The organism is Pseudomonas putida (assembly GCA_041071465.1).
GTDB lineage: Bacteria > Pseudomonadota > Gammaproteobacteria > Pseudomonadales > Pseudomonadaceae > Aquipseudomonas > Aquipseudomonas putida_P.
Genome location: CP163498.1, coordinates 4,898,770 through 4,924,011, shown reverse-complemented (window position 1 = coordinate 4,924,011; position 25,242 = coordinate 4,898,770). Strand labels below are relative to the sequence as shown.

Below are 25,242 nucleotides of genomic sequence, written 5' to 3'. Positions count from 1 at the left end.
ACGTAGCAAAAACTTGGCCAGCGAAATAAGAAATAATCTTTTACTTATCTTTCAATAATTTACGTTAGCTTTATGAACCAAAATGGAGAAAGCTCTCCCCACATTTGGGTAATTTCCACCCAAAAAGCATATTCTTTTATAAATCAATGAATTACCAGAATTTCTTAATGTAATTCAGAGCGTATTAGCCAAGCGAAAACTTAACGAAACCCGGGTGCCATGACCTTCGCTGCTGCTGAGTCGAACCGTTCCGCCGAAACGTTCCATGATGCGTTTCACCAGTACCAGCCCCACCCCCAGCCCACCCTGCTTGGTGGTGAAAAACGGCCGGAAGGCCATACGCTGCTGCGCTTCGTTCATGCCCTTGCCATTGTCGGACAAGCGCAGGGTCAGGCAGCGCCGGTTCTGGCGCACCACCTCGATACGCAGCCGCCCGCCCTGCTCCATCGACTCCAGGGCATTGGCAATCAGGCTGCTGAATACCTGACGCAGTAGCGCCGGGTGCCCCAACACCTGCACTGCCGGTAACGGTTGCACGTCCAGGCTGACCCCATCGCGTGCCAGCGGCACGGCGTAGGTTTGCAGGCTTTCCAGCAATGCCTGGGCAAATCCACCGCCACCGCCTCGTCGTTCAACGGGCGCAGTGACTGCAGCATCTGGCGAATCCACTGCGACATACGATCGACCTGGTTGATGATGTCGTTGACCTGGCGTTGCGCCGGGCCTTCATCGAACGCCTGGGCCAGTTCGGCACTTGAGCGGATACTGGCCAACGGGTTGCGCAGGCTGTGGGCCACCGCCGAAGACACTTCGCCCAGTGCCACGTAGGTTTCGCTGCTGATCAGCCGTTTCTGCTGCACCGCCAGCAACTTTGCGGCGCGGTGCATGATGCCGTACAGGCCAACATAGACCAGCGCGGCGCCGACGGTGATCGCCAACCAGATCAGGATCAAGCCATGCTCGATGCGCACGATCAGGTCATGGGGCTCTTTGTATATCTCGACCATTGCCGTGACCTGTTCGCCATCGGCATCGAACAGCGGTATGTAGTTTTCGATGAACAGCTGCTCGGGTGGGGTAATGAACTTTTGCTCGGCGCGGGCCTGCTCGAAGTTGTGATAGCTGGCCGAGACACGCATCTTGTACTCGAATGCCCGCTCCAGGTCGTCGTCGGCGTCGATCAGCTTGCCGATAAGGGCCGGGTTGCTGGACCAGATCACCGTGCGGTCCGGGGCGTAGATATTGGCCAGCAGCATATCGGGCAGGTGGGCGATATGGTCAAGGAATTCACCGCGCGCTTTGCGCCGGGCATCCGGGTCGACATCGGGCAAGTTGCTGCGGTCGGTGCGCGGGTCGAGCAGTTCGCCCATGGTGCGCACATTGGGGATAGACACATGGCGCACTTCGGCATCGGCGATGGAGGTGATGAACTGCGCGGTTAGCAATGCATCGCGCTCGACGCTCTCGTCGATGATGAAACGGCTTGAAATCAGCCCCAGCCCAGCGGCCACCGACAGGATGATGGCCAGGCTGACCCAGGCGTACCAGCGCAGCAAATTGAATGGCTTGTGCGGGGCAGCCAGTTCGCTACCGGCGGGCACGTCAAGAGCGTCGGAACGAGGGGCGAGGTCCATGGTGGACTCCACTGCTGGGCACCTTCAGAAGGTTATAGCCCAGACTTGGGGAAACTATAGTATTAAATTAATAGCATCTGCCGAAGGGTAGTTGGGAGGTGCGTACTGTGCAGGCTAACTACAAAGGCGAATCAGCTGCCAACCCCTGCAACTTGCGGTATTCCCGCAGTACTGTGGGCACATAACGCCGTGTCTCGGCGAACGGCGGCACGGCCCCCCTTCGCAATACGGCATCCGGTCCGGCGTTGTAGGCCGCCACGGCCAAAGTGATGTCGTTGTCGAACAGCGTGAGCATCTGCTTGATGTAGCGTGCCCCGCCCTGCACGTTGTCTTCCGGGTCCAGGCGGTCTTCCACACCCATTTCTCGGGCGGTATCCGGCATCAATTGCATCAACCCCACCGCCCCCGCCCGCGATCGGGCCTTGGGGTTGTACCCGGACTCGGCCTTGATCAGTGCATGCAGCAGCGCCGGCGGCACATTGTGAATGCGCGCCGCCGTCGCCACCACCTCGGCGTAAGGGCGACCCGTGATCATCTGCGCATTGGCCGGCCCGCCCTGGGCCAACGGCTCGGCGATTACCTTCTCATAGTGGCGCCCTGGTCGATGGACGTTGGTCAGTACATAGCCACCCTTGGCATCGATTGAGATGTACATATCGGCCTGGGCAGCACCTGCCGCCAGCCAGATCAAACCGAGGATGAGTCCACGCATGTCGGTCGCCTCTTCGTCGTGGCCCCCAATGTGGGAAAATGCCCCGGAAAACCCGTGGACGATGACCACGACGCAAGCACTGTGCCGCTTCCTGTGCCGCATGGCGCAAGGCCCCGAGGCAGACGTGCACGGCTGTTGCATGGTGCCTGCCAACACGTGTCCCCATGCAGTGGAGGGCTTCACCATGCAGCGCAGAACCAACCCGCAACGTGGCTTCACCCTGCTTGAACTCCTGGTGGTACTGGTGGTGCTCGGCCTGCTGGCCGGCATTGTCGCGCCCAAATACTTCAGCCAACTGGGCCGCTCCGAAGCCAAAGTGGCGCGAGCGCAGATCGAGGGGCTGAGCAAAGCCCTGGACCTGTACCGTCTGGAGGTCGGCCACTACCCCAACAGTGAGCAAGGCTTGCAGGCACTGGTGGTTGCCCCCAGTGGCGAGACGCGCTGGACCGGCCCCTACCTGCAGAAGGCTGTGCCGCAAGACCCGTGGGGCCGCCCCTACATCTACCGGCAACCCGGCGAGAATGGCGGTGAGTACGACCTGCTGTCGATGGGCAAGGACGGCCAGCCGGGTGGCGATGGGGAAAATGCCGAAATCACCAGTTGGCAGTGAGGAGAACAACCATGCGCTACAGCCTCAAGGCCCTGGGCAGGCAGGGCGTGGTGCAGTTGCAGATCGACGCCGAAGACGCCGAGCAGGCTCGCCGCCAGGCCGAAGACCAGGGCCTGCGCGTGCTCAGCCTGCGCGGCAGCGGCGGCTCCTTGCGTGGTATGGCCTGGCGCCGCGAAGCGGCGTTTGACCTGGTGCTGTTCAGCCAGGAATTGTCGACCCTGCTCAATGCCGGCCTGCCGCTGATCGACGCACTGGAAAGCCTGGCAGAGAAGGCCCCTTCGCCTGCAACGCGCAAGGTGCTGGCCGAACTGGTACGCCAGTTGTACGAAGGCCGCTCGCTGTCCCAGGCCCTGGGCCAGCAACCCCGTGTATTCCCGCCGCTGTATGTAGCGCTGGTGCAGTCCAGCGAGCGCACCGGCGCGCTGGGTGACGCCCTCGCCCGCTACATCAGCTACCGCCAACGCCTGGACCTTGTGCGGCAGAAACTGGTCGGTGCCTCGGTCTACCCGTTGTTGCTGTTGCTGGTGGGAGGCGGCGTGGTGCTGTTCCTGCTCGGCTACGTGGTGCCGCGCTTCAGCCAGGTATTCGAAGGCATGGGCACCGAGCTGCCCTGGCTATCACGGGTGCTGATGCAGATCGGCCTGTTCCTGCATGCCCAGCAATTGCCCCTGGCGCTGGGCACCGTCGGCGGGGTCACGGCGTTTTGGCTGTTGCGGCGTCATCCGCGTGTACGGCATTGGGCCTCCTGCCAGTTACGGCGCCTGCCAGCACTGCACCAGCGTCTGATGATGTACGAGCTGGCGCGCTTCTATCGCTCGCTGGGCATACTGCTGCAAGGCGGTATTCCCATCCTCACCGCCATGGGGATGGCCCGCGGCCTGCTCGGCAGCGCAGCAGCGCAGGGCCTGGCGCAAGCCAGCCAGCGGGTGGGCGAAGGGCTGCCCCTGTCCGATGCACTGGAGGCCGGGCACCTGGTTACACCGGTATCGCTGCGCCTGCTGCGGGCCGGCGAGCAGTCGGGCAACCTGGGCGAGATGCTGGAACGCTGCGCCGACTTCCATGACCAGGAAATCGGCCGCTGGGTGGAATGGTTCGTCAAACTGTTCGAACCCCTGCTGATGACCTTCATCGGCTTGCTGATCGGCCTGATCGTGATCCTCATGTACATGCCGATCTTCGAGCTGGCCTCGAGCATTCACTGAAGCGCCAGGCCTAGGCTTTCGCGCAGTGTGGTGCCTTCATAAGCAGTGCGGTATACCCCGCGTTCTTGCAGCAAGGGCACTACTTCCTGGGTAAGCCGGCGGAACTGCCCTGGGTGGCCGATGTAGATGTTGAAGCCATCCAGCGCCCGCGCCTCGAACCATTCGGCCATCTTTGCCGCGACTGTTTCAGCCGAGCCGACGAAAGCGCCCGGGCGCAGCTTACGCCCGTACTCCACCGCCTGTCGCAGGCTAAAGCCCTGCTCCCGTGCCTGGTCGGCGATGCGCTTGGCGTTGGTGAAAAAGCTGCTGCGCGCCTGTTCCAGGCTTTCTTGTGGGAAGGGTGCGTCAAGGTCGTACTGGCTGAAGTCATGCCAACCAAAATTGCGCCCGAACTCCTTGAGGGCCAGTTCGAAGCTGTGATCCTGCTGGTGGTAATGACGCTCGATCTCGCGGGCGTGTTCGTCGGTGTCGCCCACGTAGACCTCGGCGCCGGGCAAAACCAGCAATTGCTCCGGGTCGCGGCCTAACCGCGCCGCACGGCCTTTCACATCGCGGTAAAACGCCTGCCCCTGCTCGATGCTGGCGGCATGGGTGAAGATGACATCCGCCGTGGCGGCCCCCAGCTCGCGGCCTTGCTGCGAGTCGCCGGCCTGGAAGATCACCGGCTGGCCTTGGGGTGAACGCTGGATATTCAAAGGCCCAACGACCGAGAAGTGCTCGCCCTTGTGGTTCAGCGCGTGCATACGGCCAGGGTCGAGAAACTGCCCGGTTGCGCGGTTGCGCGGGAACGCGCCGTCCTCATAGGACCGCCACAGGCCCTGCACCACCGCTACATGCTCCTGAGCCCGGGCGTAACGGGTGTCGTAGTCGTAATGCTCGTCTCGGCCATAGTTGCCAGCAGTGCCGGCGTCACCGCTGGTCACCACGTTCCAGCCGGCGCGGCCTTTGCTGATCAGGTCCAGCGAGGCCAGGCGGCGGGCGACGTTGAAGGGTTCGTTGTAGGAAGTGGTCAGGGTGCCGACCAGGCCGATATTGCGGGTGGTCACCGCCAGTGCCGAGAGCAGGGTCAGCGGCTCCAGGCGGTTGAGGTAGTGGGACGGTGAGCCGGGGGTGATGTACTGGCTGTCGACGATGAACATCAGGTCGAACAACGCCGCCTCGGCCTGGCGGGCGATATCGATGTACCAGTCGATATTGACGCTGGCATCGGCCGGAAGCTCCGGGTCCAGCCACAGGTTGTGCCGGCCGGGGCCGCCACAGCCCATGGTCAGGGCGCCGAGTTTGATTTTGCGGGTGGTCATGGTCATTCCTCGCAAGCGCAGGTGAAATCAATGCTCGAACGCTGGCGCGAACGAGGTATCGAACAGGCTCGCCGCCGGGTATCCCTTGATCAGCCCCAGCCCGGCAAAGAAGTCCACGGTTTTCTGCGCATCCACGATCACCTGCGGGTTCAGCGGTGCCACATCGGTGCGCGCACGGGCAAACCAGGCACGGGCAATATCGCGGTCGGCGCGGGTGCGCTTGGCCCAGGCATCGGCATAGGCTTCGGTATGCGCCGGGTCGCTCAAGGTCCAGTCACGGGCCTTTTTCAGGCGCTGGAGAAAATCGCTGATCTGCGCCCGCTTGGCCTCTACCGCCTTGGCGTTGGCCACCACGAAGCTCTGTGCCGGGATCAGCCCTTCGGCCGTGGCCAGCACCCGCGCCCCTTGGCGCTCCTGTTGGGTGACATAAGGCTCCCAGGTGGCGATTACGTCCACCGAGCCACCATCCAGGGCATGCGAGGCGTCCAGGGCACTGAGGTAGCGCAGCTCCAGGGCATCACGCGGCACGGCAGCCTTGTCCAGCGCGCTGAACAGCAACTGCTGGCTCCACGAGCCCTTCCAGATCGCTGCGCGCTTGCCGCGCAAGTCTTCGAGGCTGTGAATGTTCGAGTCCTTGCGTGCCAGGATGGCCACGCCATCGAGGTTCTGCCGGCTGACCGCGATCACCTTGATCGGCGCGCCCAATGCCCCGAGGAACAACGGCGGCGCATCGCCCAGCAAGCCGATGTCCAGGCTGCCCACATTCAGCGCCTCGGCCACCGGCGAACCGGCGGTAAATTGCTTCCATTCGAGGGTATACGGCAGGTCTTCGAGCACACCGGCTGCTTCCATCACGGCACGGGCATTGAAGCTCTGGTCGCCGACCACCAGGGTTTGTGCAGCGGCGGCCAGGCTTAGGGAGCTGGCCAGCACACCGGCGGCCAATTGCTTGAGGTATCGCACGTTCGTCTCCAGGTACCGTCGGGTACATAAGGCCGATCCGCGCGTGCGGTCTCGTAGGTTGTACGTTCATTTGAAAACAGATCGGGGCAATCTGTAAATGCATTTTATGCATATTAGCTTATGCATATTTTTACTTTTGAGAATATTTAGCGCATTTGCTAGGGTTAAGCAAAACCGCCAGCCGAGCCTGAACCATGAGCCAACCCCTACGCTTCGAGCGCTTGCGACACTTCATCGACGCCCTTTCGCAACTGCTGGACCGGGAAACCGACGAAGCCACACTCCTCGACCAAGGTCAGGGCCTGCTGCGCAGCCTGGTCGCGCATGATGACTGGCTACCAGAGGCATTGGCGCAGCCAGATCCAGCCCGCTATCAGCAATATCTGCTGCACTGCGATTCGCGCCAGCGCTTTTCCATCGTCAGTTTCGTCTGGGGGCCCGGCCAGCAGACGCCGATTCACGACCACCGGGTATGGGGCCTGATCGGCATGCTGCGTGGCGCCGAATACTCGCAAGGCTTCACCCGTAGCGAACAGGGCGCCTTGCTGCCGGCGGGCGAGCCTGTGCGTATCGATCCCGGCCACGTCGAGGCTGTTTCGCCCCGCATCGGCGATATCCACCAGGTCAGCAATGCCTTCGGTGACCGGGTGTCGATCAGTATTCACGTGTACGGCGCCAACATTGGCGCCGTCAGCCGGGCGGTTTACCTGCCCGATGGCACCGAAAAAGCGTTCATTTCCGGCTACTCCAACCACCTTCTGCCCAACATCTGGGACTTGTCCAAAGAGAACCCTGCCCCATGAGCACCGTTGCCACCCGTTCCTATCACGCCATTCGCCAAGCCCTGCTGGCCCATGAAGAACTGGCACTGATCGATGTGCGCGAGGAAGACCCGTTCGCCCAAGCACACCCACTGTTCGCCGCCAACCTCCCATTGTCGAAACTGGAGCTGGAAATTTTCGCCCGCGTGCCCCGCCGTGACACCCCCCTCACGGTGTATGACGACGGCGAAGGGCTGGTTGCTCTGGCGGCCGAACGCCTGGTGGCACTGGGCTACAGCGATGTTGCAGTGCTCGAAGGTGGCCTGGCCGGCTGGCGCGCAGCCGGTGGCGAGCTGTTCCGTGACGTCAATGTGCCGAGCAAGGCCTTTGGCGAGCTGGTCGAAAGCGTGCGCCACACCCCATCGCTGGCGGCCGAACACGTGCAAGCGCTGCTGGACGCCAAAGCCGATGTGGTGGTGCTCGACGCCCGCCGCTTCGACGAATACCAGACCATGAGCATTCCTGGAGGCATCAGCGTGCCGGGCGCCGAGCTGGTGCTACGGGTTGCCGAACTGGCGCCCAGCCCCGCCACCCAAGTCATCGTCAACTGCGCCGGGCGCACCCGCAGCATCATCGGCACCCAGTCGCTGGTCAACGCCGGCATCCCCAACCCCGTGGCCGCCCTGCGCAACGGCACCATCGGCTGGACCCTGGCCGGGCAAACCCTGGCTCACGGCCAGGAGCGCCGTTTTGCAGCGGTCAGCGATACCACCCGCATCGACGCCGCTCAGCGTGCACGCCATGTAGCCGACCGTGCCGGTGTGCTGCGCCTGACGCGCGAAACGCTGGCCACCTGGCAGGCCGATAGCCGCCGTACTACCTACCTGTTCGATGTGCGCACGCCTGAGGAATACGCCCATGGCCACCTACCGGCCAGCCGCAGTGTGCCAGGCGGGCAACTGGTGCAGGAAACCGACCATGTCGCCAGCGTGCGCGGGGCGCGCATCGTGCTGGTGGATGACGATGGCGTACGGGCCAACATGAGCGCCTCGTGGCTGGCGCAAATGGGCTGGCAGGTAGGGGTGCTCGATGGTCTGTCGGTGGCGGACTTCAGCGAGACCGGCGATTGGCAGGCACCGCAGCCTGCACTACCCGCAGTCACCGAAATCGGCGTCGAGCAACTGCATGACTGGCTGCAAGCGCCAGGCACCGTGCTGCTGGACTTCACCAGCAGTGCCAACTACGTCAAACGTCACATTCCAGGCGCCCATTGGGCGATCCGTGCGCAATTACCGCAGGTGCTGGAGCAGTTGCCGGTTGCCGAGCGCTATGTGCTGACCTGCGGCAGCAGCCTGCTGGCACGCTTTGCGGCGGTAGACTTGCAAGCACTTACGCAAACCCCGGTGTATGTACTGGACGGCGGTACTGCGCGCTGGATTGCGGCAGGCAAACCCTTGGACAGTGGCGAAACCCACCTGGCGGTTGCGCGAACCGACCGCTATCGCCGGCCTTATGAAGGCACTGATAACCCACGCGAAGCCATGCAGGGATATCTGGATTGGGAGTTCGGCTTGATTGCCCAACTGGAGCGCGATGGCACCCATGGGTTCAGCGTATTGAGCTGAGATTGCCGGGGCGCTCTGCGCCCCAACCATGCCCGCCATCGATGATTGATCCGCACATATCATTCAGCGTGATAATAACCTTCGTCTCGTTCGATTCGTGCCTCACGCGCAACACACTCACACTCCGCCCACTACTAATACATTGGCGGAGTTCTCCATGGAACAATCACTCAAACCCTTGCGCTTTCCCCTCGCTGCCCTGGCAGTGGTGGTGATCAGCGCTTGCGGTCGAACCCCCGACGCCGTGCAGGCTCCCGCCGCGCCGAAAGTCACCGTTGCCAAGGTGATCGAACAACCGATCAACGAATGGGACGAGTTCACCGGCCGCCTCGAAGCACCGGAAACCGTAGAGGTGCGCCCACGGGTCTCCGGCCAGATCGACCAGGTAGCCTTCACTGAAGGCGCCCAGGTCAAGAAAGGCGACCTGCTGTTCCAGATCGACCCGCGCCCGTTCCAGGCAGAAGTCCGCCGCCTCGAAGCGCAGTTGCAACAAGCTAAGGCCACCGCCATCCGCAGCGCCAACGAGGCCCGCCGTGGCGAGCGTCTGCGTGACAGCAATGCCATTTCCGCCGAACTGGCCGAATCGCGCAGCAGCGCCGCCGCCGAAGCCCGCGCCGGGGTCGATGCGATCCAGGCTCAACTCGACCTGGCACGCCTGAACCTCAGCTTCACCCGCGTCACCGCACCCATCAGCGGCCGCGTCAGCCGCGCCCAGTTCACCGCAGGCAACATCGTCAGCGCCGATGTCACCCCGCTGACCAGCGTGGTGTCCACCGACAAGGTCTATGCCTACTTCGACGCCGACGAGCGCGTTTACCTCAAGTACACCCAGCTGGCCCGCGAAGGCCAGCGTGGCCAGAGCACCCCGGTGTACCTGGGCCTGACCAGCGAAACCGGCAACCCGCACTTGGGCCAGATGAACTTCGTCGACAACCAGGTCAACCCGCGCACCGGCACCATCCGTGGCCGTGCGGTGTTCGACAACAGCGACGGCCAGTTCACCCCTGGGCTGTATGCGCGTCTGAAGCTGGTCGGCAGCGCCCAGTACGACGCCGTACTGATCAACGACGAAGCCGTAGGCACCGACCTTGGCAAGAAGTTCGTACTGGTCATGGACAAGGACAACAAGGCCGCCTACCGCGCCGTGGAGCTGGGGCCGAAGCTGGAAGGCCTGCGCATCGTGCGCAGCGGCCTTGGCAAGGACGACCGCATCGTGGTCAAGGGCCTGCAGCGCGTGCGCCCTGGCTCGCCGGTCACCCCAGAAGAAACGCCAATGGCCAGCGAACAGACCCTCGCCGCCCTCGCCCAGCAGCGCCAGGCCCTGGAGGCCAGCAACCCGGCGCCGAAGGTGGCGGGCAACAACGTGAAAGTCGCCAGCGCCCAGGCGCCACGCGGTTAAGGGAACCTACCGATGAACTTCTCGAAATTCTTCATTACCCGGCCGATCTTCGCCGCGGTGCTGTCGCTGGTGCTGCTGATTGCGGGTTCCATCTCGCTGTTCCAGCTGCCGATCAGCGAATACCCCGAAGTGGTGCCACCCACCGTGGTGGTGCGCGCCAACTTCCCCGGTGCCAACCCCAAGGTCATTGGCGAAACCGTTGCCGCGCCGCTGGAGCAGGCCATTACCGGTGTGGAGAACATGCTGTACATGTCCTCCCAGTCCACTGCTGACGGCAAGCTGACGCTGACCATCACCTTCGCCCTGGGGACCGACCTGGACAACGCTCAGGTGCAGGTGCAGAACCGCGTCACGCGTACCCAGCCCAAACTGCCCGAGGAAGTGACCCGTATCGGTATCACCGTCGACAAGGCCTCGCCCGACCTGACCATGGTCGTGCACCTGACCTCGCCGGATAACCGCTACGACATGCTTTACCTGTCCAACTACGCCATCCTCAACATCAAGGACGAGTTGGCGCGTCTGGGTGGTGTAGGCGACGTGCAGCTGTTTGGCATGGGCGACTACTCGCTACGCGTGTGGCTGGACCCGAACAAGACCGCTTCGCGCAACCTGACTGCCAGTGATGTAGTGGCCGCGATCCGCGAGCAGAACCGCCAGGTAGCCGCTGGCCAGCTGGGCGCCCCGCCCGCCCCCGGCTCCACCAGCTTCCAGCTGTCGATCAACACCCAGGGCCGTCTGGTCAATGAGGAAGAGTTCGAAAACATCATCATCCGCGCCGGTGCCGATGGCGAAATTACCCGCCTCAAAGACATCGCCCGGGTCGAACTTGGCTCCAGCCAGTACGCCTTGCGCTCGCTGCTGAACAACCAGCCGGCGGTGGCCATCCCGATCTTCCAGCGCCCAGGCTCCAACGCCATCGAAATCTCCGACGAAGTACGGGCGAAAATGGCCGAGCTGAAGAAGGACTTCCCGGAAGGGATGGACTACAGCATCGTCTATGACCCGACCATCTTCGTGCGCGGCTCCATCGAAGCGGTGGTGCACACCCTGTTCGAAGCCCTGGTGCTGGTCGTGCTGGTGGTGATCCTGTTCCTGCAGACCTGGCGCGCTTCGATCATCCCGCTGCTGGCAGTACCGGTGTCGCTGATCGGTACGTTTGCGGTGATGCACCTGTTCGGCTTCTCGCTCAATGCGCTGTCGTTATTCGGGCTGGTGCTCGCCATCGGTATTGTGGTGGACGACGCCATCGTCGTGGTGGAGAACGTCGAGCGTAATATCGGGCTCGGCCTGAAACCGCTGGAAGCCACGCAAAAGGCCATGAGCGAAGTGACTGGGCCGATCATCGCCACCGCGCTGGTGTTGTGCGCGGTGTTCGTGCCGGCCGCGTTCATCTCTGGCCTTACCGGGCAGTTCTACAAGCAGTTCGCCTTGACTATCGCCATTTCCACTGTGATCTCGGCGTTCAACTCGCTGACCTTGTCGCCGGCCCTGGCTGCCGTGCTGCTGAAGGACCACCATGCACCCAAGGACCGTTTCTCGCGGTTCCTCGACAAACTGCTGGGCAGTTGGCTGTTCGCCCCGTTCAACCGTTTCTTCGACCGTGCCAGCCACCGCTACGTCGGCGGCGTGCGCCGAGTCATTCGCTCCAGCGGCATCGCCCTGTTCGTGTATGCCGGCCTGATGGGCCTGACCTACCTCGGCTTCTCGTCCACCCCGACCGGTTTCGTGCCAGCCCAGGACAAGCAGTACCTGGTAGCCTTCGCCCAACTGCCGGACGCCGCCAGCCTCGACCGTACCGAGGCGGTGATCAAGCGCATGAGCGAAATCGCCCTGAAACAACCTGGCGTTGCCGACTCGGTGGCGTTCCCAGGCTTGTCGATCAACGGTTTCACCAACAGCCCGAACAGCGGCATCGTGTTCACCCCGCTCAAGCCGTTTGATGAGCGCAAGGACCCGAGCCAGTCGGCGGCAGCCATTGCAGCCGCGCTGAATGCCCAATTCGCCGACATCCAGGACGCTTACATCGCCATCTTCCCACCGCCGCCGGTACAGGGCCTGGGCACGATTGGCGGCTTCCGCCTGCAAATCGAAGACCGTGGCAACCTGGGCTACGAAGCGCTGTACAAGGAAACCCAGAACATCATCGCCAAGAGCCACAACGTACCCGAGCTGGCAGGCCTGTTCACCAGCTACCAGGTCAACGTGCCGCAGGTCGATGCCGCCATCGACCGGGAAAAGGCCAAGACCCACGGTGTGGCGATCACAGACATCTTCGACACCCTGCAGGTTTACCTGGGCTCGCTGTACACCAACGACTTCAACCGTTTTGGCCGCACCTATCAGGTCAACGTCCAGGCCGAGCAACAGTTCCGCCTCGATGCCGAGCAGATCGGCCAGTTGAAGGTGCGCAACAACCTGGGCGAGATGATCCCGCTGGCGACCTTCCTCAAGGTCAGCGATACCTCCGGGCCAGACCGCGTCATGCACTACAACGGTTTCATCACAGCCGAAATCAACGGGGCCGCAGCGCCAGGCTACAGCTCTGGCCAGGCCGAAGCCGCCATCGAGAAGCTGCTGAAAGAGGAACTGCCCAACGGCATGACCTTCGAGTGGACCGACCTGACTTACCAGCAGATTCTCTCGGGCAATACTGCACTGCTGGTGTTCCCGCTGTGCGTACTGCTGGCGTTCCTGGTACTGGCTGCCCAGTACGAAAGCTGGAGCTTGCCGCTGGCGGTGATCCTGATCGTACCGATGACCCTGCTGTCGGCCATCACCGGTGTGATCGTGTCGGGTGGCGACAACAACATCTTCACCCAGATCGGCCTGATCGTACTGGTGGGCCTGGCGTGCAAGAACGCGATTCTGATCGTCGAGTTCGCCAAGGATGAACAGGCCAAGGGCCTCGACCCGCTGGCTGCGGTGCTGGAAGCCTGCCGCCTGCGCCTGCGGCCGATCCTCATGACGTCGATCGCCTTCATCATGGGTGTGGTGCCGCTGGTGTTCAGCTCCGGTGCAGGTTCCGAAATGCGCCATGCCATGGGTGTGGCGGTGTTCTCGGGGATGATCGGGGTGACCGTGTTCGGCCTGTTCCTGACCCCGGTGTTCTTCTTCCTGATCCGCCGTTTCGTCGAGCGTCGCCAGGCCCGCAAGGCCGAACGCGTTCAAGTGCTGGAGAACCATGCATGAACCTGCTCAAACCCCTGACCCCAAGCCTGCTGGCACTGGCCCTGGCGGCCTGTGCGGTAGGCCCGGACTACCAGGCCCCCGCTACCGAGCCTGCGCAGCTGGCCAGCGATGTGCAGGCCAAGGCCTACGACCGAAGCCGCTTCGAGAGCCTGTGGTGGAAGCAGTTCGACGACCCGGTGCTGAACCAGCTGGTGCAGGCTTCGCTGGACGGCAACCGTGATTTGCGCGTGGCCTTCGCCCGCCTGAAGTCGGCCCGCTCGATCCGTGAAGACGCTGAGAACGATCAGTTCCCGGTGGTCACCAGCCGCGCCAGCAGCGACATCGGCAAGGGCCAGATCCCAGGCCAGACCACCCAGCGGGTGAACAGCGAGCGCTACGACCTGGGCCTGGACATGGCCTGGGAGCTTGACCTGTTCGGCCGCATCCAGCGCCAGATCGAAGCCAGCGAAGCCCAGGAAGCGGTAGCCGCCGCCGACCTGCAGCAGTTGCAAGTCAGCCTGATCGCCGAACTGGTCGATGCCTACGGGCAATTGCGCGGTGCCCAGTTACGCGAAAAAATCGCCCTGGCCAACCTCAAGACCCAGCAGGAATCGCGCACTATCACCGAAACCCTGCGCGATGCCGGCGTGGGCAACGACCTTGACGTGGTGCGTGCCGATGCGCGCCTGGCCGGGGTCGAAGCCACCGTGCCGCAACTGCAGGCCGAACAGGCACGGGCGCGGCACCGCATCGCCACCCTGCTCGGCCAACGCCCTGACGCGCTCAGCGTAGACCTGTCGCCCAAAGCCCTGCCGGCCATCGCCAAGGCGCTGCCGGTGGGTGACCCGGGTGAGTTGCTGCGCCGCCGCCCGGACATCCGCAGCGCCGAACGCCAGCTGGCGGCAGCCACCGCCAACGTGGGCGTGGCCACCGCCGACCTGTTCCCGCGGGTCAGCCTCAGCGGCTTCCTCGGCTTTACCGCCGCGCGCGGCTCGCAGATCGGCTCCTCGGCGGCCAACGCCTGGGCGCTGGGCCCGAGCATTACCTGGGCGGCCTTCGACCTGGGCAGCGTGCGGGCCCGCCTGCGCGGCGCCAAGGCCGATGCCGAAGGGGCATTGGCCAACTACGAGCAGCAAGTACTGCTGGCCCTGGAAGAGTCGGCCAACGCCTTCAGCGATTACGACAAAACCCAGCAACGGCTGTTGTCGCTGATGCATCAGAGCGACGCCAGCCGCAAGGCGGCGGAGCTGGCCTCGATTCGCTATCGCGAGGGTACGGTGGATTACCTGGTACTGCTCGATGCCGAGCGCGAACGGCTGAGCGCTGAAGATGCACAGGCCCAGGGTGAGGTTGAGCTCTACCGCGGCATCGTCTCGATCTACAAGGCCCTGGGCGGTGGCTGGCAACCGGAGACCGTTGCCAGCGCCCGCTGACCCCCGTTTCAACGACTCCTTTGGTTGGTTCCTCCCCCAACCGTTTGCCCCGCAGGCCTTGGCCCGCGGGGCTTTTTATGCCCGACAGCATCGGGGGCCGAGGCTCGGTACGCAGCGCTCAGGCCTTGTTCAACACGCCCCGCAACAGCAACTCCAGTGCGTTCAAACCCTTCAACAGCCGGCCTTGGCCGTCTTCCCCCTGTGCAATCCAGCAGGCGGCTTCCGCCAGGCTCCCGTAAATCAACGATGCCAACGCCTGTGGGTCGGCTTCGGCAATGACGCCCTGCTGCATGAGGTCTGCGATCAACCGTTGCATCGACGCAATGCACTGCCGTTGCGAACCCGGCGAAGCCCCGCCGAGCACCGCTTTGGCGTCACGCAACACAATGCGCTGAATCTCCGGCTCCAAGGCCATTTCCAGGTAAACCCGACAACGTTGGCGAAAGCCCTCCCAGGCATCTTCGGCCGCCTCCGAAATTGCTTGCAGGCGCTGGTCCATCTCGGCGTCGATCTGCTCCACCACCGCAGTCAACAAGCCTTGCTTGTCACCAAAATGATGATAAAGCGCCCCTCGAGTCAGCCCCGCCTGTGCGGTGAGGTCATCCATGGAGGTGTCCGCATAACCCAGCGCAGTGAAGCACTGGCGGGCGGTTGCCAACAGCGTGGCGCGGGTTTCTTCCATCTCGGCACGGGTGCGGCGAACCATGTGTCTCTCCTTACATACGCAATGCATGTAATGTCACCACGCAGGCCTGGCCCGTGGCAAGCAGCCTGTTCGGTTCGGTTGCAATTACCCCCCAGCTGGCCCAAGCTCTGCCCTTCCCGCCGCCACGGATCGTCAGATGCCCAGACGCAACCGCTACCTGATCGCCCTACTGTCGTCGATTGTGGTATTGGCCCTGTTCGGCTACCTGTGGCGTGATGCCCCACCCGCGCAGCCTACCTTGCCGGCACACAGCTACACCAAGGCGCTACGCCAGGCACACGACGGTCAGCCTGGAGCAGCACGGGTGCTGTACCAGCAATTGCAACGTAACGACCTGCCCGCCATCCGCCGTGCGGCGCTGTACACAGAGTTGCCCAACTACCCCTCGCCGCAGGCATTGAAACTCGCCAGCCAGGACCTGGAGCATGGCGACCCGCTGGTGCGTCGTGCGGCCATTGCGGGTATCCGTCGCCTGCTGCCGGCGGCGCAGCGCAGCCTGGTACTCGGCCCGCTGCTGGACGACGACGACCAAAGCGTGCGCTTTGCCGCCGTGGATGCCCTGCTAGGCCTCGATCCCGACGCCATCGGCCTGTACTTCGGCCCGCTTCAGGCAGCCCTTGAGCAATACCAGCAAGCCCTGGAACAGCAACCCGAGGATGCCGACGCGCAGGTGCACCTGGCGCGCCTGTACCTGCATGAAAACGACTACACCCAGGCCTCCACAGCACTGCAACGCGCGCTGGCGGTTGACCCGGCAACCTCGACGCGCTGGCCACTCAAGTGCGCCTGCTGGAACGCCAGGGCCATCACGACGCCTCACGCCAAGTACTGGGCAAAGCCTTGGCGTTGAGCCCTGACTCGGCCTTTCTGCAGTACGAACTCGGGCTTTGGCTGAACCGCCACGAGCAGCGCGAATATGCCTTGCTGGCCCTTTCCCGCGCCGTCGAACTTGACCCGGACAACACAGACTATCGCTATACGCTGGCGGTTACCCTGCACGAACTGGAGCAACTCGATGCCGCGCAGAAGCAACTGGAAACCGTGCTCAATCGGCAACCCGCCAATCGTCGGGCGCGGGTATTGCTGATTCAGTACTGGAAAGAATCCGGCCAACTGCAGAATGTGCAGGTACTGCTGGCCGAACTGGAACGCCAGAACCCGGACGATCCCGTATTGCAACAGGGCCTGTAGGCCATTCCTGATTTATTGTTGAACCCCGTGCCAGTGCCCGGGGTCCAGTGGATAACAGGCCACCCTACAGGAGAGCCGTTTTGGCCAGTTCGTTGACGCTGGATCAACGTGCGTTGATTCTGGCACCCCCGCCGTTGGCGGCGGACACCTCGAACCTGCTCGCTCGCGCCGGCATCGCAAGCCTGTGTGCGGTCGACATGGCCAACCTGCAGGCGCGCCTGGCCGAAGGCGCAGGTTTGGCGATCATTGCCGAACAAGTGTTCAGCCATGGCCCATGCGAGTCGCTGCAAGCCTATATTGACCAGCAACCAAGCTGGTCGGACCTGCCCATCGTACTGGTGACCCAGGGCGCCTGGTCAGCCACTGGCGCGACTAATCACCCCGTGGGCAACCTGGCATTGCTGATTGCGCCCTTCGAACACGCCCAGCTGTTGCACATGACCCAGTCCGCACTGCGCAACCGCCGCAGGCAATACCTGATACGTGACCAGCTCCATGGCCTGCAGCAGCGCCTGGACACCCAGCTTGAGCCGCCAAACGAAGAACAGCAGCACAGCGAATTCTCCCGTTACCAAGTACGCAAGATGGAAGCCATCGGCCAATTGGCCGGCGGCGTCGCCCATGACTTCAACAATTTGCTCACCAGCATTGGTGGCAGCTTCGAACTGATCGAGCGGCGCCTGCACCAAGGCCGCAGCGACGGCCTGGACGGCGTGCTGAGCATGGGCCGCGAGGCTGTAGCACGCGCCGCCCGCCTGACACACCGCCTGCTGGCATTCTCTTCCCGACAATCGCTGCATAACGAACGAATCGACCTGCATACACTTCTGCAGGCAAAGCGCCTCAAGGCTCGGGTGAGCCCGGCGGTAGCCCTGCAGGTGCAGGTTGCCAAAGGGCTCTGGCCTGTGGAGGCAGACGACGAGCAGCTGCACGAAGCCCTGGACAACCTGCTGCTCAATGCCTGCGAGGCCATGCCCAGTGGTGGTCTACTGCGCATCGAGGCGAGCAATCAATACATCGCCACCGAGCAATTCGCCGACGGCGCTCTGCGCGAGGGCGATTATGTGCGCCTGCGGATCATCGACGACGGCCAGGGCATGGCACAAAGCACACTGGAGCACGCCTTCGAGCCGTTCTTCAGCACCAAGGCGACCGGCCAGGGGATCGGGCTCGGCTTGTCGATGGTGTACGGCTTCAGCAAGCAATCCCACGGGCATGTCACGCTGCACAGCGAGCTTGGCCAAGGCACCCAGGTAGAACTGTACCTGCCCCGCCATCGCGGTGAAGCTCGGCGAGTGTCCAGCCCAACGCCTCCCAAACAAGGCGATTGTAGCCGGCATGTCTTGGTGGTCGAAGATGACCCTGATGTGCGCCATCTGCTGTGCCAGGCTCTGCGCGACGACGGCTTCCCCTGCCACAGCGCCGCCAATGCCAACGAGGGTTTGAAAGTTTTACGCTCGGCACAAGCGGTAGACTTGCTGGTCAGCGATGTTGGCTTGCCCGGCATGAATGGCCGGCAACTGGCCGAAATTGCTCGCAGCCTGCGACCGCACTTGCCAGTGCTATTCATCACCGGCTATGCGGAGACAGCCATGGCCCGTGAGGGCTTCCTGGGCACGGGCATGCACCTGATCTGCAAACCGTTCGAACTGAAGCAGTTGCAGGCCCAAGTGACGCAGATTCTTGGCAAGCCCTGAAGCGCCCTACTCATCAAGCATGCGTATCGCTTCGTCGGCAAGGTCCGCCAACGAGAACGGTTTGTTCATTAACGCCGTGCCCGGCTGGCCGAGCAGTTGCGCTTCAATCGGCTGATCCGCATAGCCTGTGATAAACAGAATCTTCTGCTGTTCAAGTTGCATGCGCATGGCCTTGGCCACTTGCCGGCCACTGAAACCACCCGGCAGGCCGATGTCGGTGATTACCAAATCGAAGGGGCCGCCATGGCGGAAGCGGTCCAGCGCAGTATTGGCATCGCCCACGTCGGTCACGTTGAAACCACGCTCAGTCAGGTATTCGCGCATCACCGCGCGCAAGTTAAGCTCATCATCGACCAACAGCAGGCGCTCGCCTCTTGCCATACGCTGCGGACGCGGTGCCGGCGTGACTTCGTCCGGTACCGGCTCATGGCACCGAGGGAAAAGCATGGAAACCTTGGTGCCCTTTCCCTGGGTCGACTCGATCCAGGCATACCCGCCCGACTGGCCGACAAAGCCATAAACCATCGACAAACCAAGGCCGGACCCACGCCCGACGGGTTTGGTGGTGAAGAACGGTTCAAATGCCCTGGGGATATCTACCGCCGCCATGCCATGGCCATCGTCCTCGACATGCAAAGCCACGTAGTCGCCTGGGGGCAAGCCACCCTCATCCGGGAAAAAGGCAATCAGCCGTTCGTTGACGCTGCTGATGGTGACATTGCCTTGCGCCAGGCATGCCTCACGGGCATTGGCGCACAAATTGATCAGCGCATTTTCAAGCTGGCGCACGTCCAAGTTCACCGCCCAGTGCGCAACATCCAGTTGCCAGTGCAAACGCATCTCTGCCCCCAGCGCCTGCAATAACAGCGGCTCGCTCTGACGTAACTGCCGATTGAAATTCAGCGGTCCAGGTGCCAACGGCTGATGGCGAGAAAACGCAAGCAAGCGATGAGTCAGTTCCATCGCACGCTGCACTGAGTCACGCGCGACCTCCACATAGGCCTCCACTCGCTCCAGGCGCCCGTCCTGCAGGCGCCGCTGCAGCAATTCGAGGCTGCCACCAATACCGGACAGCAAGTTGTTCATTTCATGGCCCATGCCGCCCGCCAACTGGCCTACCACCTCCATACGCTCGCTGCTGCGCATCAGCGCCTCGGACTGACGTGCAGCCTCTTCGCGCTCTGCGGTAATGTCCCGGCCAACCACGTTCAGAAGGCTGCCATCAAACCGCGCACTCCAGCAAAACCAGTGGTAGTGACCATCGCGGTGGCGCAGACGGGTCTCGATCTGTTCCGCATGACTGTCTTGCAGTAGCCCCGACACTGCCACTTGCACTTCGACACGATCGGCGGGGTGAACCAGCTCCAGTATCGGTATGTCCTGCACCTGTTCTTGAGGCCATCCCAAAATGCGGTGCCAGGCCGGGTTGGCGGCATGCAGTTTCAGTTCCGGGGTAATCGTCATTATGGCGTCGCGCGACAGCTGCCAGAACTGCTCGCGCTCGGCCACATGGCGCTCGACCTGCCGTTCAAATCCCTGCGCCTGCTCACGCCAGTGACGGTGCGCCTCGACGCTGGCCGTGGTTTCGATCACCGTATGCAGAAACCCGGCCACGTTACCGAGTTCATCATGCAGGGGGGCATAACCGAACGCGCACCATAGCGGCTCGGCGCCTTCGCCCCGGACGATTCGCAGGGGTGGGTCCTCGACGAAACTCGAGCGCCCCTCAAGTACGTTGAACACCCAAGGCCCCACTGCTGGCCAGACATCATGCCAAAGGGCATCGAACGTCTTACCCAGCGCATCATGGGTAACAGCCCGCAGCGCCCGATAGCCATCGTTGTGCACCACACAGAGGTCAGGCCCCCAGACCACCGCACACGGGAACGGCGACAAGTGCATCATGTCTACAGCAATGCGCAATGAAGCCGGCCAGCGCGGCAATGGCCCGAGCGAGGTATGCCCCCACTCGAACTGGGCGATGCGTTCCCCCATCGGCTTGATCGATGACGAAACAAGCGACTGCCGTATAGCCTGCGGTACAGGCTCGCGTGGCGTACCGTTTGCGATCAATGTCGTGGCTCCAGCTGTGAATTCATTCAACTTAGCACAGCATGCATCGCACACCATGACGCCCTGGCTGGTGGCAGCTATGCTCATTAGGTTTTTCCTCGGGCCAGGGAGCAACGGCCCATTCAGGTTGCCGACGGGAGCGTGGTCATGAGCAAGAAAATACTGGTAGTACTGACCAATACAGCCAAGTATCCGACGCTGAGTCGGGCGACCGGGCTGTGGCTGGGCGAAGCGGTGCACTTTGTCGAGAAGGTCGAAAAGGCCGGCTACACGGTCGATTATGTCAGCCCACAGGGCGGCTACATCCCCATCGACCCACACAGCCTGCAGATGGCCCCCGACCTGGACTGGCAATGGTATGACGACAAGGGCTTCATGAATCGCCTGGGCAGCACCTTTAGCCCTGGCCAGGTAAAGGCCGAAGAATACAGCGTCATCTACTACACAGGCGGGCACGGAGTGATGTATGACTTTGCCGAAAACCAACCGCTGCAGGAGCTGGCACGCAAGGTCTACGAAAATGGCGGCATTGTTGCCGCAGTGTGCCACGGTGTGGTCGGCCTGCTGAACATCAAGCTCAGCGACAATAGCCTGCTGCTGAAAGATCGGAAGGTAACCGGCTTTTCCAATATCGAGGAAAAACTGGTCGAGTTGGACAACGTGGTGCCATTCCTGACAGAAAACGAGTTGGGTGGCCGTGGCGGCGTGTACAGCAAGCATGACGATCCATGGAAGCCATACGTGGTCGATGATGGTCGACTGATCACCGGGCAGAACCCTGCCTCTACCGCGCTGCTCGCCGAAAAAGTCCTCGCGAAACTCCAGGGCAAGTAAAACCTTACATTAACCTTGTTGGTTTCCTATCGAGCAGACTGCACGCGGACTACAGCAGGCAGCTCATTGAAAACATAGGCTCAAGGCTCAGCTGTTCAACGCGAACAGCTTCGGGCCGGAGAACCCTTGTCCTATGTTGAAAATCTTGCACGCCGGGCGCCGCATGCGGGAGCTGCTGCTACTCACCACTGTGGGCCTTGTACCTGTGATTTCCGGTTTGCTGGTAATGATTGTTCAACTGGAAATGAAACTTGCGGAAAACGCGAACATCTCGGTTCGGGAAGCGGTGTTCAGCATCGATCAGGCGCTGAACAGGCTGAGCGAGGCTGCCCATCGCGCATTGCCACTTGCCGGCAAGCCCTGCGAAAACGTCAGAAGCGTTTTACAGGACCAGGTTGTCAGCCGCTCCATGCTCAGGTCATTGACCTTGGTGGAGGACAATGAAGCTTACTGCAGCAGCGCTTCAGGCTCAATGGACTACTTGTCGTCCTTGACGCTGTCGGGCCAACAGGTCGAACTGTCTTATGGGCAACCCGACAACCGCCGCAAACTGCTGGTCAACTTCTACCTGCAAAGCAATGGCGTCGGCGTAATCGTGACCGCGTATGCCTCACAGCTGCGCAATGAACTGGATGCTTTTCAGGATGGGCTGACACTGGTAGTGGAGTTCGACGATCGCTATATCTGGAGCAAGGGTGATAGCCGTGACGCACAGCCCCCCTCGCAGTCCGAGTTCTTGGCCAACGCCTTGTCGGCCAAGTATGGATACAGAATCAAAGGCGGCTATGCACAGGGTTTCACCGCCCAGGAAATACGCCAGTCCATGCTGCAGATCCTGCCTTCGTTGATGTTGGTGGGGATCGCGACCAGCTTGATCGTGTATCTGGGCCTGTTCAGGACCCGCTCCTGCAAGCCTGAGAGCGCCGCCAACAACCCATGAAGGCAGGCGCTACCCAGAGCGGCATCAGTCGGTGCTCAGTACACCACGGCGAACTTGGTCCCGTTCGATGGATTCGAACAACGCCTTGAAGTTGCCTTCACCAAAGCCGTCGTCACCTTTGCGCTGGATGAACTCGAAGAACACCGGCCCAAGCAAGGTTTCCGAGAAAATCTGCAGCAGCAGGCGCTTGTCGCCGGGCTGCGAGGCGCCATCGAGAAGGATGCCACGCGCTTGCAGTTGATCGACCGGCTCGCCATGGCCAGGCAGGCGCTCTTCCAGCATTTCGTAGTAGGTTTGCGGTGGCGCGGTCATGAAGCGCATACCGAAGCCCTTCAGGGCATCCCAGGTCTTGAGCAGGTCATCAGTCAGGAAGGCCACGTGCTGGATGCCTTCGCCGTTGAACTGCATCAGGAACTCTTCGATCTGCCCGGCACCCTTGGAGGACTCTTCGTTGAGCGGGATGCGGATCATGCCATCAGGAGCGGTCATGGCCTTGGACGTCAGGCCGGTGTACTCACCCTTGATATCGAAGTAACGGATTTCACGGAAGTTGAACAGCTTCTCGTAGAAGCCGGCCCAGTAGGCCATGCGTCCGCGGTAGACGTTGTGGGTGAGGTGGTCGATGATTTTCAGGCCGGCACCCACCGGGTTGCGGTCCACGCCTTCGATGAAGTTGAAGTCGATGTCGTAGATCGAGCTGCCTTCCTCGAAACGGTCGATCAGGTAAAGCGGTGCGCCACCAATACCCTTGATCGCTGGCAGACGCAGTTCCATCGGCCGGTTTCGATTTCCACCGGCTGGGCGCCCAATTCGAGGGCACGGGCATAGGCTTCATGGGCATTGCGTACACGGAATGCCATACCACAGACAGACGGGCCGTGCTCAGCCGCGAAATACGAGGCGATGCTTTTGGGCTCGTTGTTCAAAATCAGATTGATGCCACCCTGACGGTAGAGGTGCACATCTTTGGAGCGGTGGGTAGCCACCTTGGTGAAACCCAGTATCTGGAAGACCGGCTCAAGTACGCCAGGGGTCGGCGAAGCCAGTTCGATGAATTCGAAGCCCATCAGGCCCATTGGATTGTCGAAGATATCAGCCATGTTCGTGTCCTCATCTGCAGCGAAATATTATTGATTGCGTGGGATGCGGAACAAAAACGGCGGTGAGCACGGGATGCCCCGCACGCTGCGAGCGAGGAAGCCACCTATGATCAGCTTGAACCCATGGTATGTCATATGGACCCATTCTCGGCGGGCTTGATCCTTCGGAAATGAAGGACCTTATTGTTGTATTCGTAAACCGATTCTACATTGCGTAAAAATTTTTGTCGCGTTTTAGTTGCTCGCACGGTCAGGCAAACGGCTATCCTCTCGTTTATCCCTCATAGTAGTCAGGTCAGCATGCCCCTCACCACCAAACGCCGCGCCGCGCTCAGCTGGCGTACCCTGTTGCCCTGGGTCGTCGGCGTACTGCCGGTAATGTGCGGCCTGGGCGTGATGAACTGGCAGATCGAGCGCGAAATGCAAGCCAGTAGCCAGGCCACCACCCGGCAGGCGGTGGAGCACGTCGAGCGCATCCTCGACAACCTGTCCGCTGCTGCCAATGCGCTGCTGCCCCTGGCTGGCAGCGCTTGCGATCAAGCCCAGCTCACGTTGCGGGCCCAGGTTACCCGCAATGCCTTCGTGCGCTCGACCAACCTGTTCAGGCACAACAACCTTTATTGCACCTCGTTGTTCGGCGAGTTCGAGGAACCGGTCAATGCAGCCGACTACGTAGACGGCAAGCTATGGCTGATGGACGGCAATTCGGTTACGCCTGGCCACCCGCTACTGGTATACCGTGCCAGCGATGGTGACCACGGTGCAATCACCACGGTGGATGGCGACCACCTGCTGACGGCATTGCGCCTGATCGGCCCCGATGAAGAACTGCAAATCCGCGTCGGCGACGCCTGGATGGGCAAAGACGGAGTGGTGCACAAAGGCGTACCACCTGCCGCCTCCAGCGCCAACGTGTTGCTAGGCTCCACGCGATACCCGTTTAGCGTGCAGGGCGGCTACAGCGCCAACAAGCAAGGCCAACTGTTACGCAGCCACTACCCGGCCCTGCTCAGCCTGCTGCTGGTGCTGGGGGTTGTGGCGGCGCTGGCATGCCGCTGGCAGATTCGTCGCGTCACCTCCCCCCGTGCCGAACTGGATCGCGCCCTGCAGGCCGATGAGTTTCTGCCGTACTTCCAGCCGGTGGTACGCAAAGGCGATTACCGCTGGGCCGGCGCCGAAGTGCTGATGCGCTGGAATCATCCACGAGAAGGCCTGGTTCGCCCTGACCTGTTCATCCCATATGCAGAACACAGCGGGCAGATTGTCGCCATGACCCGGGCGCTGATGACGCATACCGCGCAAAGCCTGGCACCTTATGCCGGGCTGATGGAGGACGGCTTTCATGTTGGTATCAACATCACCGCGGACCATTGCCGCGATCTCAGGTTGCTGGATGACTGCCGTACGTTCCTGCAACACTTTCCGCCCGGCCGGGTGGTACTCACCCTGGAGCTGACCGAGCGCAAACTGATCGAACCCACGCCCGTGGCCCTCGAACTGTTCGAAAAACTGCATGCCATGGGCGTAATGATTGCCCTCGACGACTTCGGCACCGGCCAGTCGAGCCTCAACTACCTTCGGCAATTCAAGGTCGACTACCTGAAGATCGACCAGAGTTTCGTCGCCATGATAGGTGCCGATGCGCTGTCGGTGCACATTCTCGAAAGCATCATCGAGCTGTCGGCCAAGCTGGGCCTGGGCATCGTAGCCGAGGGTGTCGAAACCGACATTCAGCGCGACTACCTGGCCGAGCATGGGGTGGACTTCCAGCAGGGTTACCTGTTCGCCAGGCCCATGCCAGCTGCCCAGTTCCTTGAAGCCCTGGCCACACGCCCGGGCGCTGCGCAGTTGCCGCAAGGCGCTGCCCCTGAGATCATGCGCGGCTGATTC

At 62.1% G+C, this 25,242-nt stretch carries 16 protein-coding genes and 3 pseudogenes; 12 read left to right on the top strand and 7 right to left on the bottom strand.

Annotation, left to right across the window (positions count from 1 at the left end):
- Positions 1-174: 174 nt before the first annotated feature.
- Both AB5975_22670 and AB5975_22665 read right to left on the bottom strand, forming a co-directional pair.
- A pseudogene (locus tag AB5975_22670) lies at positions 175-1,634 on the bottom strand (PAS domain-containing sensor histidine kinase).
- A gap of 118 nt (positions 1,635-1,752) precedes the next feature.
- A complete protein-coding gene (locus tag AB5975_22665; GenBank protein XDR19308.1) occupies positions 1,753-2,346 on the bottom strand; it encodes a lytic transglycosylase domain-containing protein in 594 nt (197 codons plus the stop codon).
- Between the two features lie 184 nt (positions 2,347-2,530).
- Between AB5975_22665 and gspG the strand changes: the two genes are divergently transcribed.
- Together gspG and AB5975_22655 are read left to right on the top strand one after the other, a co-directional pair.
- Positions 2,531-2,956 carry a type II secretion system major pseudopilin GspG gene (gspG, locus tag AB5975_22660; GenBank protein ID XDR23013.1) on the top strand — a complete coding sequence of 142 codons (426 nt, stop codon included), beginning with the start codon at positions 2,531-2,533 and terminating at the stop codon, positions 2,954-2,956.
- Positions 2,957-2,967: 11 nt separating this feature from the next.
- Entirely contained in the window at positions 2,968-4,158 is a 1,191-nt protein-coding gene (locus AB5975_22655) for a type II secretion system F family protein (protein ID XDR19307.1), read from the top strand.
- Here AB5975_22655 and AB5975_22650 read toward each other — a convergent pair.
- Entirely contained in the window at positions 4,152-5,459 is a 1,308-nt protein-coding gene (locus AB5975_22650; protein XDR19306.1) for an LLM class flavin-dependent oxidoreductase, read from the bottom strand. The two genes, AB5975_22655 and AB5975_22650, sit on opposite strands and share 7 nt — an antisense overlap.
- Positions 5,460-5,486: 27 nt before the next feature.
- Positions 5,487-6,422, bottom strand: a complete 936-nt coding sequence (locus AB5975_22645; protein XDR19305.1) for an ABC transporter substrate-binding protein — start codon at positions 6,420-6,422, stop codon at positions 5,487-5,489.
- Positions 6,423-6,616: 194 nt separating this feature from the next.
- On the opposite strand from AB5975_22645, the gene AB5975_22640 reads away from it, so the two are divergent.
- The 5 genes from AB5975_22640 to AB5975_22620 all read left to right on the top strand — a co-directional run bounded on the left by AB5975_22640 (position 6,617) and on the right by AB5975_22620 (position 14,811).
- On the top strand, positions 6,617-7,225 hold the full coding sequence (locus tag AB5975_22640; protein ID XDR19304.1) for a cysteine dioxygenase: 609 nt from the start codon (positions 6,617-6,619) through the stop codon (positions 7,223-7,225).
- Positions 7,222-8,808 carry a rhodanese-related sulfurtransferase gene (locus AB5975_22635; protein XDR19303.1) on the top strand — a complete coding sequence of 529 codons (1,587 nt, stop codon included), beginning with the start codon at positions 7,222-7,224 and terminating at the stop codon, positions 8,806-8,808. Before AB5975_22640 ends, AB5975_22635 begins: the two co-directional genes overlap by 4 nt.
- A gap of 157 nt (positions 8,809-8,965) precedes the next feature.
- Positions 8,966-10,207, top strand: a complete 1,242-nt coding sequence (gene mexE / locus AB5975_22630; protein ID XDR19302.1) for a multidrug efflux RND transporter periplasmic adaptor subunit MexE — start codon at positions 8,966-8,968, stop codon at positions 10,205-10,207.
- A gap of 12 nt (positions 10,208-10,219) precedes the next feature.
- Positions 10,220-13,399: an efflux RND transporter permease subunit gene (locus AB5975_22625; protein ID XDR19301.1), complete on the top strand. Its 3,180-nt coding sequence runs from the start codon at positions 10,220-10,222 to the stop codon at positions 13,397-13,399.
- Positions 13,396-14,811, top strand: coding sequence for an efflux transporter outer membrane subunit (locus AB5975_22620; GenBank protein XDR19300.1), 1,416 nt, complete (start codon positions 13,396-13,398; stop codon positions 14,809-14,811). The genes AB5975_22625 and AB5975_22620 overlap by 4 nt, the downstream gene beginning before the upstream one ends.
- A gap of 118 nt (positions 14,812-14,929) precedes the next feature.
- Here AB5975_22620 and AB5975_22615 read toward each other — a convergent pair whose 3' ends face one another.
- Positions 14,930-15,517, bottom strand: coding sequence for a TetR/AcrR family transcriptional regulator (locus AB5975_22615; protein ID XDR19299.1), 588 nt, complete (start codon positions 15,515-15,517; stop codon positions 14,930-14,932).
- A gap of 136 nt (positions 15,518-15,653) precedes the next feature.
- Here AB5975_22615 and AB5975_22610 point away from each other — a divergent pair.
- Both AB5975_22610 and AB5975_22605 read left to right on the top strand, forming a co-directional pair.
- A pseudogene (locus tag AB5975_22610) lies at positions 15,654-16,708 on the top strand (tetratricopeptide repeat protein).
- A gap of 80 nt (positions 16,709-16,788) precedes the next feature.
- On the top strand, positions 16,789-18,405 hold the full coding sequence (locus AB5975_22605; protein ID XDR19298.1) for a response regulator: 1,617 nt from the start codon (positions 16,789-16,791) through the stop codon (positions 18,403-18,405).
- A 6-nt stretch (positions 18,406-18,411) separates the two neighbouring features.
- Here the strand turns inward: AB5975_22605 and AB5975_22600 are convergent, their stop codons facing one another.
- Entirely contained in the window at positions 18,412-20,535 is a 2,124-nt protein-coding gene (locus AB5975_22600) for an ATP-binding protein (GenBank protein ID XDR23012.1), read from the bottom strand.
- Between the two features lie 90 nt (positions 20,536-20,625).
- Between AB5975_22600 and AB5975_22595 the strand changes: the two genes are divergently transcribed.
- Together AB5975_22595 and AB5975_22590 are read left to right on the top strand one after the other, a co-directional pair.
- Positions 20,626-21,312, top strand: coding sequence for a type 1 glutamine amidotransferase domain-containing protein (locus AB5975_22595; protein XDR19297.1), 687 nt, complete (start codon positions 20,626-20,628; stop codon positions 21,310-21,312).
- A gap of 133 nt (positions 21,313-21,445) precedes the next feature.
- Positions 21,446-22,252, top strand: a complete 807-nt coding sequence (locus tag AB5975_22590; protein ID XDR19296.1) for a CSS-motif domain-containing protein — start codon at positions 21,446-21,448, stop codon at positions 22,250-22,252.
- Between the two features lie 24 nt (positions 22,253-22,276).
- Here AB5975_22590 and hppD read toward each other — a convergent pair.
- Positions 22,277-23,352: pseudogene (gene hppD / locus AB5975_22585) on the bottom strand (4-hydroxyphenylpyruvate dioxygenase).
- A 300-nt stretch (positions 23,353-23,652) separates the two neighbouring features.
- Between hppD and AB5975_22580 the strand changes: the two are divergent.
- Positions 23,653-25,239: an EAL domain-containing protein gene (locus AB5975_22580; GenBank protein ID XDR19295.1), complete on the top strand. Its 1,587-nt coding sequence runs from the start codon at positions 23,653-23,655 to the stop codon at positions 25,237-25,239.
- The last annotated feature ends 3 nt before the right edge of the window (positions 25,240-25,242 follow it).